The 13,742-nt window shown below is 54.0% G+C and carries 15 protein-coding genes and 4 tRNA genes; 14 read left to right on the plus strand and 5 right to left on the minus strand.

The window, feature by feature from the left end:
• Positions 1-25: 25 nt before the first annotated feature.
• The 6 genes from Poly41_RS11080 (at position 26) to Poly41_RS11090 (ending at position 2,124) form a co-directional block, all read left to right on the plus strand.
• Positions 26-99: transfer RNA gene (locus Poly41_RS11080), tRNA-Thr, on the plus strand.
• 32 nt (positions 100-131) lie between these two features.
• A tRNA-Arg gene (locus Poly41_RS33965) sits at positions 132-203 on the plus strand.
• An 8-nt stretch (positions 204-211) separates the two neighbouring features.
• Positions 212-284 (plus strand) — tRNA-Arg (locus Poly41_RS33970).
• A 170-nt stretch (positions 285-454) separates the two neighbouring features.
• On the plus strand, positions 455-619 hold the full coding sequence (locus Poly41_RS11085; RefSeq protein ID WP_197231271.1) for an SEC-C metal-binding domain-containing protein: 165 nt from the start codon (positions 455-457) through the stop codon (positions 617-619).
• Between the two features lie 76 nt (positions 620-695).
• Positions 696-766, plus strand: a tRNA-Cys gene (locus tag Poly41_RS33975).
• A gap of 986 nt (positions 767-1,752) precedes the next feature.
• The gene (locus Poly41_RS11090; protein WP_146526244.1) at positions 1,753-2,124 is read left to right on the plus strand and encodes a hypothetical protein; all 372 of its coding nucleotides are present in this window, start codon (positions 1,753-1,755) and stop codon (positions 2,122-2,124) included.
• 438 nt (positions 2,125-2,562) lie between these two features.
• On the opposite strand, the gene Poly41_RS11095 is transcribed toward Poly41_RS11090, so the two are convergent.
• A complete protein-coding gene (locus tag Poly41_RS11095; RefSeq protein ID WP_197231214.1) occupies positions 2,563-2,955 on the minus strand; it encodes a four helix bundle protein in 393 nt (130 codons plus the stop codon).
• A 42-nt stretch (positions 2,956-2,997) separates the two neighbouring features.
• Between Poly41_RS11095 and Poly41_RS11100 the strand changes: the two genes are divergently transcribed.
• The 3 genes from Poly41_RS11100 (at position 2,998) to Poly41_RS11110 (ending at position 6,119) form a co-directional block, all read left to right on the plus strand.
• Complete coding sequence (locus Poly41_RS11100; RefSeq protein WP_146526245.1) at positions 2,998-4,680, plus strand: TROVE domain-containing protein; 1,683 nt, start codon at positions 2,998-3,000, stop codon at positions 4,678-4,680.
• Positions 4,681-4,853: 173 nt separating this feature from the next.
• Positions 4,854-5,435: a nucleotidyltransferase domain-containing protein gene (locus Poly41_RS11105; protein WP_146526246.1), complete on the plus strand. Its 582-nt coding sequence runs from the start codon at positions 4,854-4,856 to the stop codon at positions 5,433-5,435.
• 294 nt (positions 5,436-5,729) lie between these two features.
• A complete protein-coding gene (locus Poly41_RS11110) occupies positions 5,730-6,119 on the plus strand; it encodes a DUF2721 domain-containing protein (protein WP_146526247.1) in 390 nt (129 codons plus the stop codon).
• Between the two features lie 39 nt (positions 6,120-6,158).
• Here Poly41_RS11110 and Poly41_RS11115 read toward each other — a convergent pair whose 3' ends face one another.
• Positions 6,159-6,557: a GNAT family N-acetyltransferase gene (locus Poly41_RS11115; protein ID WP_146526248.1), complete on the minus strand. Its 399-nt coding sequence runs from the start codon at positions 6,555-6,557 to the stop codon at positions 6,159-6,161.
• Positions 6,558-6,733: 176 nt separating this feature from the next.
• Positions 6,734-7,183: a metallophosphoesterase family protein gene (locus Poly41_RS11120; protein WP_390621415.1), complete on the minus strand. Its 450-nt coding sequence runs from the start codon at positions 7,181-7,183 to the stop codon at positions 6,734-6,736.
• A 15-nt stretch (positions 7,184-7,198) separates the two neighbouring features.
• Here Poly41_RS11120 and Poly41_RS34845 point away from each other — a divergent pair, with 15 nt between their 5' ends.
• On the plus strand, positions 7,199-7,504 hold the full coding sequence (locus Poly41_RS34845) for a phospholipase D-like domain-containing protein (protein ID WP_231615625.1): 306 nt from the start codon (positions 7,199-7,201) through the stop codon (positions 7,502-7,504).
• Complete coding sequence (locus Poly41_RS11125; protein WP_231615585.1) at positions 7,449-8,051, plus strand: DUF3427 domain-containing protein; 603 nt, start codon at positions 7,449-7,451, stop codon at positions 8,049-8,051. Before Poly41_RS34845 ends, Poly41_RS11125 begins: the two co-directional genes overlap by 56 nt.
• A gap of 242 nt (positions 8,052-8,293) precedes the next feature.
• On the opposite strand, the gene Poly41_RS11130 is transcribed toward Poly41_RS11125, so the two are convergent.
• Positions 8,294-12,013, minus strand: a complete 3,720-nt coding sequence (locus tag Poly41_RS11130) for a DEAD/DEAH box helicase family protein (protein ID WP_146526250.1) — start codon at positions 12,011-12,013, stop codon at positions 8,294-8,296.
• On the opposite strand from Poly41_RS11130, the gene Poly41_RS33980 reads away from it, so the two are divergent.
• The 3 genes from Poly41_RS33980 to Poly41_RS11140 are packed head-to-tail and all read left to right on the plus strand — an operon-like array spanning position 12,012 to position 13,580.
• On the plus strand, positions 12,012-12,155 hold the full coding sequence (locus Poly41_RS33980; RefSeq protein ID WP_197231216.1) for a hypothetical protein: 144 nt from the start codon (positions 12,012-12,014) through the stop codon (positions 12,153-12,155). The two genes, Poly41_RS11130 and Poly41_RS33980, sit on opposite strands and share 2 nt — an antisense overlap.
• A gap of 12 nt (positions 12,156-12,167) precedes the next feature.
• The gene (locus Poly41_RS34850) at positions 12,168-12,623 is read left to right on the plus strand and encodes a cyclic-phosphate processing receiver domain-containing protein (RefSeq protein ID WP_231615586.1); all 456 of its coding nucleotides are present in this window, start codon (positions 12,168-12,170) and stop codon (positions 12,621-12,623) included.
• A gap of 42 nt (positions 12,624-12,665) precedes the next feature.
• On the plus strand, positions 12,666-13,580 hold the full coding sequence (locus Poly41_RS11140) for a TIGR02452 family protein (protein ID WP_146526251.1): 915 nt from the start codon (positions 12,666-12,668) through the stop codon (positions 13,578-13,580).
• Here the strand turns inward: Poly41_RS11140 and Poly41_RS33985 are convergent.
• Positions 13,577-13,726, minus strand: a complete 150-nt coding sequence (locus Poly41_RS33985) for a hypothetical protein (protein ID WP_197231217.1) — start codon at positions 13,724-13,726, stop codon at positions 13,577-13,579. The two genes, Poly41_RS11140 and Poly41_RS33985, sit on opposite strands and share 4 nt — an antisense overlap.
• Positions 13,727-13,742: the final 16 nt, after the last annotated feature.

Here is a 13,742-nt window from a genome sequence, read left to right on the forward strand (position 1 = left end):
ACTTCGGTGCGGGGCCATTTCCCAAGCCGACGTGGCTCGATGCAGAAAGGCACCGCTCTTGTAAAGCGGCTCATGCTGGTGCGAACCCAGTCGTCGGCTCTTGTGACTATGAACGAACAAAGCAATCAAATGACTCGCGGGTGTGCTGGATAGCATGACAGTCTTCGAAACTGTCGGACCAGGTTCGATTCCTGGGCGGGTTACTCAAAATGTTCTCGGAGTGTGCCGGAATAGCACGCGACTTTGCGAAGGTCGTAGACCAGGTTCGATTCCTGGCGAGAGCACTGACTGATCGACTGCAGACTCGGATTACATCTTGAAAATGTGAACCATCTGAGTTGTACCTTCGCCGATTGGTCTTTGCACAGTTAAACGTTTTCACACTCAAACCGGAGCAGAACGATGCGATACGAACATCAGTATGACGACGACAACGCCCTCTGCTTTCGAGCCGATGAGCAAACGTCGTAAGGGCTACCCGTCGGAAACGAAAGTCAAACGCGGAGTCCGAATCATCCAAGGCAAGCAGCTCGAGGAGAAACTCGGCCGAAACGACCTGTGCCCATGCGGCAGCGGTCAGCGGTTCAAAAGTTGTTGCCTACGATCGGGGCGTCTGTGATGGCGTCAATCGCGACGACTACTTTTAGAGACGACGACTGAATGAAACACGCTCGCGGCAACCCCGCGAGCAACAAAACGCTGGAGCCAGATGGCTAGGCGGCCGGCTGCAACCCGGTTTAAGTGGGTTCGACTCCCACCAGCGTTTCTTGATCGACCAACTGACGAATCGGAATACATCTTTGCTAAAGAACCGTCTGATTTAAAACCTTCGCTGGCCGATCACAACACAAAGTTCAACTGCCTGCTGGGAATACATGAGGAGCCTAAGGTAGCGATGTCGGGCGACCGGCTAGTGAATGGCGCCGGAGTCTCTTGTAGACGAAGGGGCCAGTCAACGATCAGCAACCGCTGAAACGGACGTTCTTACCCTCTCAACAACAACTTCGTTGGACTTTTACAAAACATGGCGACTGCCGGCTTGGAATCCATCCACCAATGATTGCGTCCAGTGAGTCTGGGGATCGTGGCAACACGATCGGTAGGTTCGATTCCTATGCGTTAGTGATCTGAGTCATTACCTCGTCGCCATTTACAAAACACGACTGACTGCCTGATTGGACTACATCACCTCGACTGTCGTGGGTTCGAGTCCCACCGAAGTGAACCTTGTGTTCGCTTCGTAGCTCAGTTGGTAGAGCATCGAATTGTCTGATTAACAAACTTCGTCAATCGTTTTTACACAACAACCACAGAACAAGGCGACTGCCGGTTCGGAGTACATAGGTTAGAGCGCGTCGCGAGAGCGACGAGGTCGCGGGTTCAAGCCCCGCTCGGTATCTGCAAGGAATGCCGATAGCTCAGGAAAAAACCTCTGGCCACAAACTTCGTCGCCCCCTTCAACTTAGCACCCGTACACGACTAACTGCCGCATCGGAGTACATCGACTCTTAATCGAAAGGTGTGGGTTCGATTCCCACCGAGCAAGCATCGGCTCGCTCGTAGTTTAATTGGCAGAACATTTTCTCTGAGCAACCACTTCGTTAGTCGCGTTTTCCCAATCGTCTCGAGAGATCGAACTATGCGTGTTTTACATTCCTGTTTCGCCATTACGACCGGCCGCGAGTAAATCCAAGCTCGCGGTTCAACAGAGAACACACATGCACAATTCAGTCTTTCAACGATTACGGAAACATGAAAACCACAACCGAAAGCCGATCCAAAACCGTGACGACCGTCGCGGCCAGGATCGCTGGCGAAGACATCGCCAAAGGTGACTATGTCACCATCCTCAGCGAGATCACCGAGCTTCCGTCCTACTTATGGGACCGCTCGGGAATCTCGCAACCCATCGACGAACTCGTTCGACTTCGCTACTTGCCACGCGCAGCCGGCGAACCGCACAGAGTCGTCGCCGTTTGCTTGCCTTTCGTTTACGCGAAGCGACCCAAGGGAAACCTGATCGCTTTCGACACACGACAGCAACAACTCGTCCGGCTGGACCGAGCCAACGGCCGTTCCCTTTGGAAACAATTGGGAAAGACCACCAAGAAGAAAACGAAATAGAAAGCGCACATGATCGACTGCCGATTCGGAGTACATGCTTCAGGAGCCGGGTGTCGTGGGTTCGAGCCCCACCGGCGCAACTGCCATTCGCAAGAAAGCAGCGCCGTAGCTCAGTGGTAGAGCACCGTAAAACCCTCTGGTCACAACTTCGTCGATCGCGTTTCTTTGCATCACTACTTCATCAAACAACACAGAACATCGAAACACACTCGGCTGCCGGTTCGGAGTACATGGCAAATGACCGCAAGGTCTAGCGGGTTCAAGTCCCGCCCCGTCCGCTTGTAAATAGACGGACGGGTTCTCTGGCCAACACTTCGCCGAGTGCTTTTCGATTTAACAACACAAATCCATCGTGTTGCGCTGGCGGCCCCACTTCGTTCGGGGCGTTTCCACGCGGTTGCGAATGAAATTTGAAGGGTGAAGAGTGAATGGTGAAAGTTAGTCGCGGAGTTTCTTGACGATGGACGTCAGGATTGCGACTAGTTCGTTGCATTCATCCATCATCGGCTGGAGTCGATCCTGTGGAACGATTTCAGTTTCTGCTAGCAGCCGAAGCCAGTACAGCGTTTCGCGTGCTTCCTTGCAGGCGATGTTGTACTTCAAGCGGAAGTCTTTGCGGCTTTGGCTTGCTTGCCCCTCTTCAACGTTCGCACCGATCGAAGTTCCAGAACGAATCAATTGGCGGCTCAGTGTTTCCGCAACACCACTATGCTCTTCCAGAGTCTGGCAGAGTTTCACAATTCGCTTTGCAAACGCGAACGTTCGTTCGGGCAAGTCTGTCTTCATAAACAACAAATCAAACGCGAGTGTCAGGGCCTTACATCGTAACACCCTTTCCTTTCACACTTCACCCCTCACTCTTCAAACTTCGTCATGGCCAACAAGTCTCTATTCCAAAGCATCACCAGCGTCCTGCCACGAGCGACTGTCGTCAACGAAGCAGGCGGCCCAGCGTACAAGATGTCAGCGAAGCACGAGCTCGCCCAAATGGCGGCGACCGGCACGTTCGGCAACGTCTACTTCGCGTCCGCGCAAAACCAACTCGACGCGATGCGAAAGCTGATCGACGAGATCGACGACAACGAGTTCCTGGCCAAGCTTGCCGTCTACTCACGTGAGCGTGCTTACATGAAGGACATGCCAGCGGCATTGCTCGTCGTGCTGTCAACGCGAGACACCAAGCTCATGCACCAAGTCTTCGATCGAGTCGCGGACAACGGCCGCGTACTGCGCACCGTTTTCCAAATGACTCGTTCAGGACAATTCGGTCGCAAGGGCCTGTCGTCTTCGCTGCAGCGTGCGTTCCAACGTTGGCTCAACGACGCGTCTGTTGGCAAGTTGCTCTCAGCTTCGATCGGAAACGATCCGAGCCTGCGAGACATCTTGCGAATGGCACGTCCGACGCCGAAGGATGACGCACGTCGAGCACTGTTCGGATGGTTGACCGACAAGCCAGTCGAGAGGTGGGCATCAGCTACGGCTGACCACCTGCCATCGACGGTGCAGTCACTCGTTGCCTACCGAGCAGCCGACACGGCTGAAGCCCAAACGCTGATCGCCGGCGACTCTCTCAGTAAAGTTCGATGGGACTTGCTAGCCGACGCAGCCAAGGGACCGCTCGTTTGGAAGGCGATTGCCCGACAAATGGGACCGCAAGCACTGCGAATGAACCTCAACACGCTATTGCGTCACGACGTGTTCAAGAAGCCCAAGGCGACCGGAGCACTCAGTATCCTTGGATTCGCAGGAACCGACAACGCGATGATCGACTATGTGGCCGGCCAACTGGCTGACCGCGACGCGATCGCTCGCAGCCGTCAGTTCCCGTACCAGTTTCTGGCGGCATACATGAACGCATCGGACGAGGTTCCAAGCAAGATCAAGACGGCGTTGCATGACGCGGCGGAGATCGCATGCGGGAACGTACCAACGCTGCCTGGACCAGTCATCATCGGACTCGACACGTCTGGTTCGATGGGCTGCCCAGTCACGGGAAACCGAGGCCGCGGCGGAACGTCGAAGATGCGATGCGTCGATGTTGCGGCACTGTTCGCAGCAGCGATCCTGCGTCGCAACCCAGACAGCGTCGTGATCCCGTTCGATACGCAAGCCTACAAGGTCAAGGTCGATCCAAGCGATTCGATCTTGTCACTGTCAGCACGCTTGTCGAAGTACGGAGGCGGAGGAACGGATTGCTCTTTGCCATTTGTCGAAGCCAACACACGCTACGCGAAGCAAGCCTTCGCCGGCATCGTGCTGGTCAGCGACAACGAAAGCTGGATCACCTCGGGACGCCGATACGGCTACGGCCAAAACGGCTCAACCGGCGTGATGACCCAGTGGGAGAAGTTTAAGAAGACGCAGCGTGGACACGGCATCGCCGATCCAAAGCTAGTTTGCATCGACATCCAGCCATACGGATCGAGTCAGGCACCGGAGCGAGACGACATCTTGAACATCGGCGGCTTCAGTGACGCCGTGTTCAACGTAGTCTCATCGTTCCTAGAAAACGAAGCATCCCGCTTCGTCCGCGAAGTGGAGTCCGTCGAACTGTAACGTGGGATAAGCATCCTGCTTGTCAAATTCGTCAGGCTAGAAGCCTAACCCACAACGAAACGCCCGCGGAGGAACAATCCCCCGCGGGCGTTTTCTATTTCTGCTCTACACCCGCCCTTGTTTGATCTCTATTTCGCTTCTGCGCCGTGCAGGTATAATCGGGGGCGAGGCAAATGATGAATACTGCTCAAAAGGTCTACACGATGCTCGGCAACGAATCACTTTGGGATGTTGCTGCGCGCTGCCATGAATTGCTCACTAATGCGGGAATCGCCTATTCCGTTTGCGGAGGCGTCGCTGTTTGCCTTCACGGATACCAACGAAATACGACGGACTTGGATATAGTCATTCGATCCGAAGACAGCGATTCGGTCCGACACGTCTTGACGGAGGCTGGATTTGTTTGGGATTCAGAGAAAGCTGAGTTCCGCACCCAAAACGGCATCGCCATTCAGTTTCTGATTGCTGGTCACAAAGCTGGCAAGGGAAGCGAAGTCGCGGTATCAGAGCCGATTGGCGATCTGAACGTCGAGCAGATCGAAGGGTTATCCGTCGTTCGGCTCTCTCGACTAATCGAAATGAAGATCGCCTGCGGCATGAGCAATCTGCGTCGCACTCACAAGGACTTCGCCGACGTGGTGGAACTGATCGCAATCCGCCACCTCGATGGATCGTTCGCTCGCTTCTTACACAAATCGCTCCGACCCACGTTTCGTGAACTTGTGCGCAATGCCGCTGGATCAGACGAAGAATGATTGCCGGAATCGACATCCAATCCCACTGAACCAGACTGACGGGTAGTGGACGTCACCGCAATAGCATGTTTTCGCACTTCGCCCGTCACCCTTCAAACTTCATTGACGCATCCCGCTTCGTCCGCGAAGTGGAGGCAGTCGAACTGTAACGTAGTGGATCTTGCCAAAGATCCCTCATCGCGAAACGCCCGCGGAGGACCAATCCTTCGCGGGCGTTCGTTAATTTGGGCCGGATCAGCGTCAGATATCGCTATTTCCTATTGGATACGTATAATCGTCCTGGAAAGGTAAAACATGAACATCGACCTCACCACTCCCGCGTTGCTTTTCTCAACAATATCATTGCTCTTGCTTGCCTACACCAACCGGTTTCTCGCCTTGGCAACCGTTATCCGCACGTTGCACCGAGAGTACCAGAAGACACCAGATCCAGTGGCTGCCGCACAAATCGCAAACCTACGACGGCGGGTGAACTTGATTCGCGACATGCAGACTCTTGGTGTCGCTAGCCTGCTGTCATGCACGGTGTGCATGGGGTTGCTGTTTGCAGGAATGGCTTTCTTTGGTAAAGTCGTGTTCGCGATCAGTCTCGTTCTGATGGTCGGATCGTTGACCATTTCACTGATTGAGATTCGCATGTCGATCGGCGCGTTGAATCTGCAACTGAGCGATATGGAAAAGTAGACGCAAAGCCGATCCGTCTAAAAAATCTCGCCCGACAAACTACTGCGGAGGAATCATCCAACACGAATCGTGTTGCTCCATCTCGATGTGCGGATAGTAGCTCGCCGCTGCGGGAGCCGCTAACAAGATCAGCCGAGTCTCCAGCCCTGCATGCTCATGCGTCACATGAATGAGCTTGCGTCCAATCCCGTGCCCCTGGTGAGCCACATCAACGGCCAGGTCCGACAGATAGGTGCAATAAGCAAAGTCCGTGATCGCTCGCGACACGCCGACCAGCGTTCCGTCAGCATCCCGCGCTGTCACGACCAAGTCCGCCCCCGCCAGCATCTTCGCAATCCGCGCCGAATCATCCACCGGCCGTCGCTCCGCCAACGTCGACCGGCGAAGGACGTCAATAAACTCCGTTGGCGGAAGCTCAGGCTCGATTACGTAATTCATCTGCTTGCTCATTTCAAACCTCAACGACAAATCCATTGTTCTTCAACTTCGCTGCGAGATTGCAGCATGAACAGTTGATGTACTGCGTTGCACCGCGAGTGAACATCCCGTAGTTGCTGACACCTTTCTCGTCGTGCAAATGACCGAAGGCATGTATCTTCGGCTTGATCCGTGCTTCAACGTGTCTGCGTAGGGCAGCAGCCGACCTGAACGAGTTCCTTCGACTCGATGTCGTGCGTGATATCCAAGACGCCCTTTGGAGGACCGTGCGTGATCAGGATGTCCACATCGTCGGGAACTGATTGCCAAGCGAGATCAAGTTGCCCTCGCTTCTTCATGTACGCCCAATCGTGAAAGCGAGGCGTGTAGGGCGAACCGAACAACTTCAGCCCGTTCCACTGCATTGACTCATGGACCAGGAACCGAACACCGGGATACTCCTCAGCGCGGATCAGTCCCTGTTCCACGGCGGTCGAGTGATTCCCCGGCACAAACACCTTGGTTGCGATGCCTAACGCCGAGTACCAATCAAAGAACCGTCTCGCCTCGGGTTCATTCATCCAGGCATTGCCATGCGTTGACTCGTCCCCGCAATGAATCACCAAGTCCACTTCAGGAACCTGCAATCCAAGATGCTCGTTGTGAGTGTCAGAAATGAACCAAATCTTCGCGAACTCGTCGAACGCAATGACGAACTGGCTGTCCGTGTGATCACCACCAGCTACATGGGGGCAACGGATCCGAAAGCGGTTGCAGCACTGAGTGAGCTTCCAAGGACGGAGGTGCGAGTCAGCTACGACACGAAACGAACCCGGCTGCACGCAAAAGCCTATCTGTTCCACCGCAAGACCGGCTTCAGCAGTGCCTATGTGGGGGACGCAGCATGCGGGAATGTCACTCGCCGAGGCGGACAAAAGACTGCGAGACAATTCGGTCGTTGTCGATGACCTGCGGTGCGTGTTGGAATACCGATTGAAGCACTCACCATTGATTGCAAATCGAAGCGCAACGGCGTTCGAGCCTTTGGCCATTCACGCTGCCTACACGCGGGACGAAATCTTGGTGGCGCTCGGGCACTGGAATTTCAATGACCGGCCAAGTCAGCGTGAGGGTGTGTTGCATCTGAAGGATCGTCAACACGATGTCTTCTTTGTGACGCTGCAGAAAACCGAGGATGAGTATTCGCCAACGACGATGTATGAAGACTATCTGATCTCGCACAATCAATTTCATTGGCAGTCACAGAGCAATACGTCCGAGCAATCACCGACTGGCCAACGCTACATCCGTCACCGTGAAAAGGGCTACACGCCGTTGCTATTCGTACGCGAGTCGAAGAATCTGCCGTCTGGGCTTTCGTCGCCATACCACTTCCTTGGACCGTGCCGTTACTTGAGTCACACAGGTAGTCGCCCCATCAGCATTATCTGGGAACTCGAATATCCAGTTCCAACGCGTTTGCTTCGCACGATGGCCCGACAGATAGCGGTCTAACATGCGAGCCGGCATAGACAGACGGAAGCGTTAGCTATCGGGCTATGCCCGATTTTGTACTCATAGCAAAAATGCTGCTGCTTAACAGTCAGTGCCTGCTAAACAGGGGCAGACACTGGTGTTTTGGACTCAAATGGAGAGCGTGAAGGACGCGATTTGACGCAAGTTGTTTTGGAAAAAATCACCTACAGCTCGTGCGTCTCGCGAGAGTTTGGGCGGAGAGAGTCTCGCATGAGGAGATCCTAACTATGATCGTGGTTTGCAACCAAACAGACGAATTCACCGATGATTCGGACTTCATCGGCGTTTTCTTCCGTGATTTGAATTGGCTGATAATCGCTGTTGAGTGGTTGTAGCTCGATCGTATTCTGTCGCCAGCCCTCTTCGGTGACTTGTTTGGTGGAGTGATACCGCTTGACGGTGTACCGTCCTCCGTCTTCAGGGTCGGCTAGCGTGTTGGCTTGGACCAGCAACATGCGGCCTTCTCGCGTTCCAGCGGGGCAGGGTCGGAAGAGACAATAGGACCCGGATGGGATCTTGGGTTCCATTGAATGTCCTACAACCTGCGCTGCGAACATGCCTTCGGACAACCGTTGATTAGACACGGAGATCCATCCGATATCCTCAGGAATGCTTTGCGGCCCCCAATCGCCGGCGGCTGCCGTTAGCTCGTAGACCGGGACGTGCGTTGAATATTGAGCCGACTTTGGTACGCTGATTTCAATGATGAGCTCACTATCTTCGGTAATCTCAAGTTCCGTCGCTTCGGGTTTTGGCGCTGTCGTACGGTCGGTTTCGATTCCTATGGGCGAAACTTGCCAAACGCCATCTTGCGATTCGAAACGAACATGGAAGTCGGTCCCGGGCAAACCAGCATTTGGGCCGAACCAATCCTTCAATAGCTTGCCAAGTTGATTCTTTTTCTCGCATTTCGGTTTCGCAACATTGCACGCAACTCTCATAAACTTGAATTCCCACTCGTCGCCGCCAGGCAATCGCACTCTGGTTGGGCCAACTGGGCGACCGGGCATCCTGGCTTTTTCAGGAATGAATAGAATTGGTTTGCCGCTTGAGTGTGAGACCTTTCCGTCAAAACTGTTTTGGCTTTGCTCAGGTTCAACAAGCCGTCGATTCTTGGAATAGGCAGCCAATCGCCAATCGACTAGCTCCGCCGTCATTGCTTCGAGTGTCGACTTCAAATGGTTAGAACAATCAATTCTACAATGAAACTGATCGCCTTCTCGTTTGAACCACACTTTTCCGTTTTGGGTGGCCAACCATCGGCTGATTGGCCACCTGATCCACCAATCGGCCCACTCTTGGTCGCTGGCGTCTTTGTGATCAACCGCATGGTTTTCGCCCACAAGATCGCGACACAATACTTCATGATTTAGCATGAATCGTCGGCACTGCTTCGAAAAGTCGTAAAGGTCAACGCTCGAGAAGAGCCCTTCGTTGTCTAGCAGTACTCGCAGAACGACCATTTTGTAAGACTTATTGAGGCTGGTTGTTTCAACCGTTTTGAGCCATTCGCCATACTTCTCCGCAACGTTGGCTTCCGGCTGCGTCAGATCACCCTCCTTGTGTGTGAACGTGAACCAACCGCCGGCACCGGCCGAGATCGCTTTCGGAAGGAAGCCCTTACTGAACACTTCGAGTGCAGTAGGGCGTCGTCCAAGATCATCGCGGATCGCTCGATAGCCTTCGATGCCAGCAGCTCGGCCTTGCGGTAAAAACTGCTTCAGCATGTCCTTCGCATCGAGTTCGACATCGAGCAAGCACCCGTCGGGAAGCTCAACTGGCTTACCGTCGAGCCAGCGTTTCAATGTCTTCCACTGATCGATTGGTCCGCGAAGCGAAAGTAGGTGAATGATTCTTTGTGCAAACACACGGTGGTTGCCGACAAAGTCAATGACGAGTAGTCGCGTCTTCCCTTCCGACGCACGCAAACCGCGACCAAGTTGTTGAAGGAAAATGATCTTGGATTCTGTCGGCCGTAGCATCACGATGCGATCGACGGCGGGAATGTCGAGGCCCTCGTTAAACATGTCGACGACGCAAAGCGTTTGCAACTCTCCACTGCGCAATCGTTGAAGCGAATCGCCATAGCTGTCGCTTCCTTCGCCTGAGAAGACCGCTGCGGAAGAGAGTCCTCGCGATCGAAGCCAATCTCTGGCAAAGACCGCATGTCGTCGTGAGCAGCAAAACAGGAGTGTTCGGTCAGCCGGGTGTTGTTCCATTGCGGACCAAAGACAATCCATTCGCTCGCTGCGAGCAACACGGTCTTCCAGTTCGGCAATGTCGAACCGTCCGTTTCGCCAAGGGATCTGTCGAAAGTCAACGGTGTCTTTGATGCCGACATAGTGGAACGGAACAAGCGACTCTTCCGCGATGCCGTCGCCGATGGTTGCTTGATGAGCCAAGTTGTCATCAAAGATCGTCGCAACATCGACTCCATCGGTCCGTTCGGGCGTGGCCGTCAAGCCAAGAGTGAAGTCGCATTGGAGCTTGGCTAAGACACGGCGGTAACTTGGTGCTTCCGCGTGATGCACTTCGTCCATGACGACATAATCGAAATGATCTGCCGTTAGACGCCGCAGCCCTTCAGGGCGTGACAGCTTCTGTATCGAAGCAATCACCAGGTCGCCCACCAACTCGCTTCGGTTGCCGATGTACCACGCCGTAGAACCAGGAGCGAAACGGTCGTCAAGCATCCGTGAGATAGCGGATTCGGCTTGCGAAAGAATGTGCGCGCGGTGGGCAATGACGAGAACACGTGGGCGTCGTTTGATCGTTTCGCCGAACTGGCAGGCGTCGAATGCCGCGAGCCAAGTCTTGCCCATCCCGGTGGCCACGGCTACCAATGCTCGCGAGTGTCCAGCTTCTCGAATACGCTTTAATGAGGCGAGTGCGTCGATCTGCCAAGGTCGCGGCGATGGAGTTTCCTGTTCATCGATCGATTCAGGCTCGAAATTCGCCTCACGATACTCTGCCGCTCGATCGGCATACTGATTGACCACATCAACCGTCAAAGGCGTTCCGACCTTCCAAAGAGATTCGAACTCAGTGGCAACTTGGGAGTGAGACGTATCCGCAACGCCCACTTCCGAAAGCAGGTTCCATTCAATGCCCGTTTGCAAAGCTGGTTTTGAGAGATTGCTACTACCGACGGAAATAAAGTCGCGTTGGTCCTCTGCAATCCGCCACGCTTTCGGATGAAACGATGCTGGCTTCGATGGTAGCTTTGCCGTTTCGATCAATCGAACCAATAACCGTTCGGAGCCAAACTCTTCCGTCGCCAGCTCACACCAAGCCAACAGTCGACGAATTGCGCGAGGGTCTGAAATGTAGAGGTAATCGCTAACCAGTATCCGGGCACGAGCATCGTTGCGAATGGCGTCGAACAATCGCTGTTGTATTACATCCAGCCCTGAAGATTGGACGAACGACACCAAAACGTCAATCGTCTTTGCACCTGCGATTCGCCACGACAACTGGTCCCATAAAGAAGAGTGGGGGTGTCCGGTCGTTAGAAATGGGCCAGCTAGCGGTTTCGTTGACGGAGTAGGATAGTGAGAATCCATTAAGTAGTTTGCTTTGCTCGGTATTACAAAACGGACACCGCCCGTTGGATCTTCAACATCGCCTGTGTATCGAGGAATCACATGCACGTGTACGTGGGGAACCGTTTGCCCTGCGGCATCTCCTGAGTTAAAGCCGACGTTATAGCCGTCTGGCTTAAGCTGGAGTGATTGATCAAGGATTTCTTTGACGGTGCTAACAAGTTCTATCATCGACGCTTGCTCCGATGCAGTCGCATCGAACCAAGTTGGAACCACTCGCCGTGTGACAATCAGCGTGTGGCCTGCGGACACTGGAAATCGATCAAAGAAGGCGAACGATTCGGAATTGGATGCAATCCAGTTTTTCGCATCGATATCAAGAAAGGGAGAATCCGCCATGTTTTTTCAAATTGGTCGCCGAAGAAATGGCACCACCGATGTGCGACAATTGAATGCTCTCTTCAATTTATCGAACATTTCGCCCCAGGTCCATTGGAACCGATGCTTTCTTGATGAGGCGTTGCGTCGCTGGATGCGTTAGGATTTGGCCTATATGATTGCTGGGCAAGGAATTGGCGAAGGGGAATGCAAGAACAGTCAATTCGGATCTGTCTCGTCGATGCGAAGCATCCGGGCTGTTGGCGGATCAGGTGATGAATTGGAGTGGCAAGATGGCATTAAGCACAATTGCCTAAGGATGCGGGTAATGAAAGTCTATCTTGATGACGAACGTCAAACACCCGATGGCTGGGTCCGTGTTTATTGGCCGGATGAGGCAATCGAGTTATTGAAAACCGGGGCGGTCACCGACATCAGCCTGGATCACGACCTCGGGGATGATAAGCGTGGCACGGGATACGATGTCGTCCTTTGGATCGAAGAACAGGTCGCGTTGCACGGCTTTGTTCCGCCGACGATGATGGTGCATTCGGCCAATGTGTCAGCAAGGACGAAGATGGAAAATGGAATCCGGGCGATCGAGGCAATGGTGAGGAGACGTGATGGGTGATGATAGTGCGAACGAAAAAACGCCTGCCGGAGAGATTCTGCCATGACTAAGTTGCGTTTCACAGAATGTGTTGATTCTCCTGAATTGGCTCAGCGTCATCGACGTGTTCTTGAAATACGTTATGAGATCGCGGAGTCGCTTGGGCGATCTGCACTTGAGGCAATTGACCATGGCGAATATCTGGCCGATGACTGGATGGTCGATTGGTCTGCGGAAATCAAGGCGGCCGAAGCGGCGAAGGTGTCCATTCCACCCGATGCCAGTCTGCCAGATGCGACCCAGCGGTCTCAAGACGACAGGCACGCTGAGACTTTGGTGACGGTCGCCAACGAAACGACTCTCGCCGCAGCCCATGCTCTGGTTGCAGAAGGACACCGCCCCTTGGCTCTCAATTTCGCAAACGGAGTGCAGCCTGGCGGTGGTTTTCTATGGGGCGCGACCGCTCAAGAAGAGGCGTTGTGTCGAAGTAGTGCTTTGTTCGCAACGTTGCGTGATGATCCGATGTACGACTTTCACCGCGACAATGATCCGGCTGCTTCAAGCGACTGGGCGATCCTCTCTCCCAACGTACCGGTGTTTCGTGATGATGCGGGGGTGGAGCTGGTTGAGCCATGGCTGCTCAGCTTTCTTACCTGTGCAGCGCCGTATGCGCCGGGGATTGGCCAAATGGAGTCGGCGACACTGCTGCGGTTGCGAATTCATCGTGTCCTTGCGATCGCTCAGGCGTATGGCTACGAAACGCTCGTGCTTGGAGCGTGGGGATGCGGTGCCTTTGGCAATGACGCACTACAGACGGCCAAAGACTTTCGAAATGCACTTGCAAATAACTTTGCTGGATCCTTTACTCGTGTCATCTTTGCTGTTACCGATTGGTCCGACGAACGAAGATGCTTGGGGCCATTTCGCGACGTCTTTTCGGAAGCCTGGCGCTCTGGGACAACACGATTAACTATTTAGCCAACGGGAGAATACGCAACATGCAGAACGATTCCGGACAGTGTCTGCCAAACCAAGATCCACCAGCGACATTCGATCCCGCGTGCCCTGTCTGCGGAGGGAAACTCATCGACATCCGTGGCAAGTTGCAGTGTTCGATGTGTCACCGAATTTTCGAGACTT

This window comes from Novipirellula artificiosorum (assembly GCF_007860135.1).
GTDB lineage: Bacteria > Planctomycetota > Planctomycetia > Pirellulales > Pirellulaceae > Novipirellula_A > Novipirellula_A artificiosorum.

Bases quoted from the DNA above. Each gene is read 5' to 3' on its own strand.
- Poly41_RS11125 (WP_231615585.1), top strand. From the start codon at position 7,449: ATGTCACTCGCCGAGGCGGACAAAAGACTGCGAGACAATTCGGTCGTT.
- Poly41_RS11105 (WP_146526246.1), top strand. From the start codon at position 4,854: ATGATGAATACTGCTCAAAAGGTCTACACGATGCTCGGCAACGAATCA.
- Poly41_RS34850 (WP_231615586.1), top strand. From the start codon at position 12,168: ATGATTGCTGGGCAAGGAATTGGCGAAGGGGAATGCAAGAACAGTCAA.
- Poly41_RS11085 (WP_197231271.1), top strand. From the start codon at position 455: ATGAGCAAACGTCGTAAGGGCTACCCGTCGGAAACGAAAGTCAAACGC.
- Poly41_RS33980 (WP_197231216.1), top strand. From the start codon at position 12,012: ATGTTTTTTCAAATTGGTCGCCGAAGAAATGGCACCACCGATGTGCGA.
- Poly41_RS11115 (WP_146526248.1), bottom strand. From the start codon at position 6,557: ATGAATTACGTAATCGAGCCTGAGCTTCCGCCAACGGAGTTTATTGAC.
- Poly41_RS11090 (WP_146526244.1), top strand. From the start codon at position 1,753: ATGAAAACCACAACCGAAAGCCGATCCAAAACCGTGACGACCGTCGCG.
- Poly41_RS11100 (WP_146526245.1), top strand. From the start codon at position 2,998: ATGGCCAACAAGTCTCTATTCCAAAGCATCACCAGCGTCCTGCCACGA.
- Poly41_RS11110 (WP_146526247.1), top strand. From the start codon at position 5,730: ATGAACATCGACCTCACCACTCCCGCGTTGCTTTTCTCAACAATATCA.
- Poly41_RS11140 (WP_146526251.1), top strand. From the start codon at position 12,666: ATGACTAAGTTGCGTTTCACAGAATGTGTTGATTCTCCTGAATTGGCT.
- Poly41_RS11130 (WP_146526250.1), bottom strand. From the start codon at position 12,013: ATGGCGGATTCTCCCTTTCTTGATATCGATGCGAAAAACTGGATTGCA.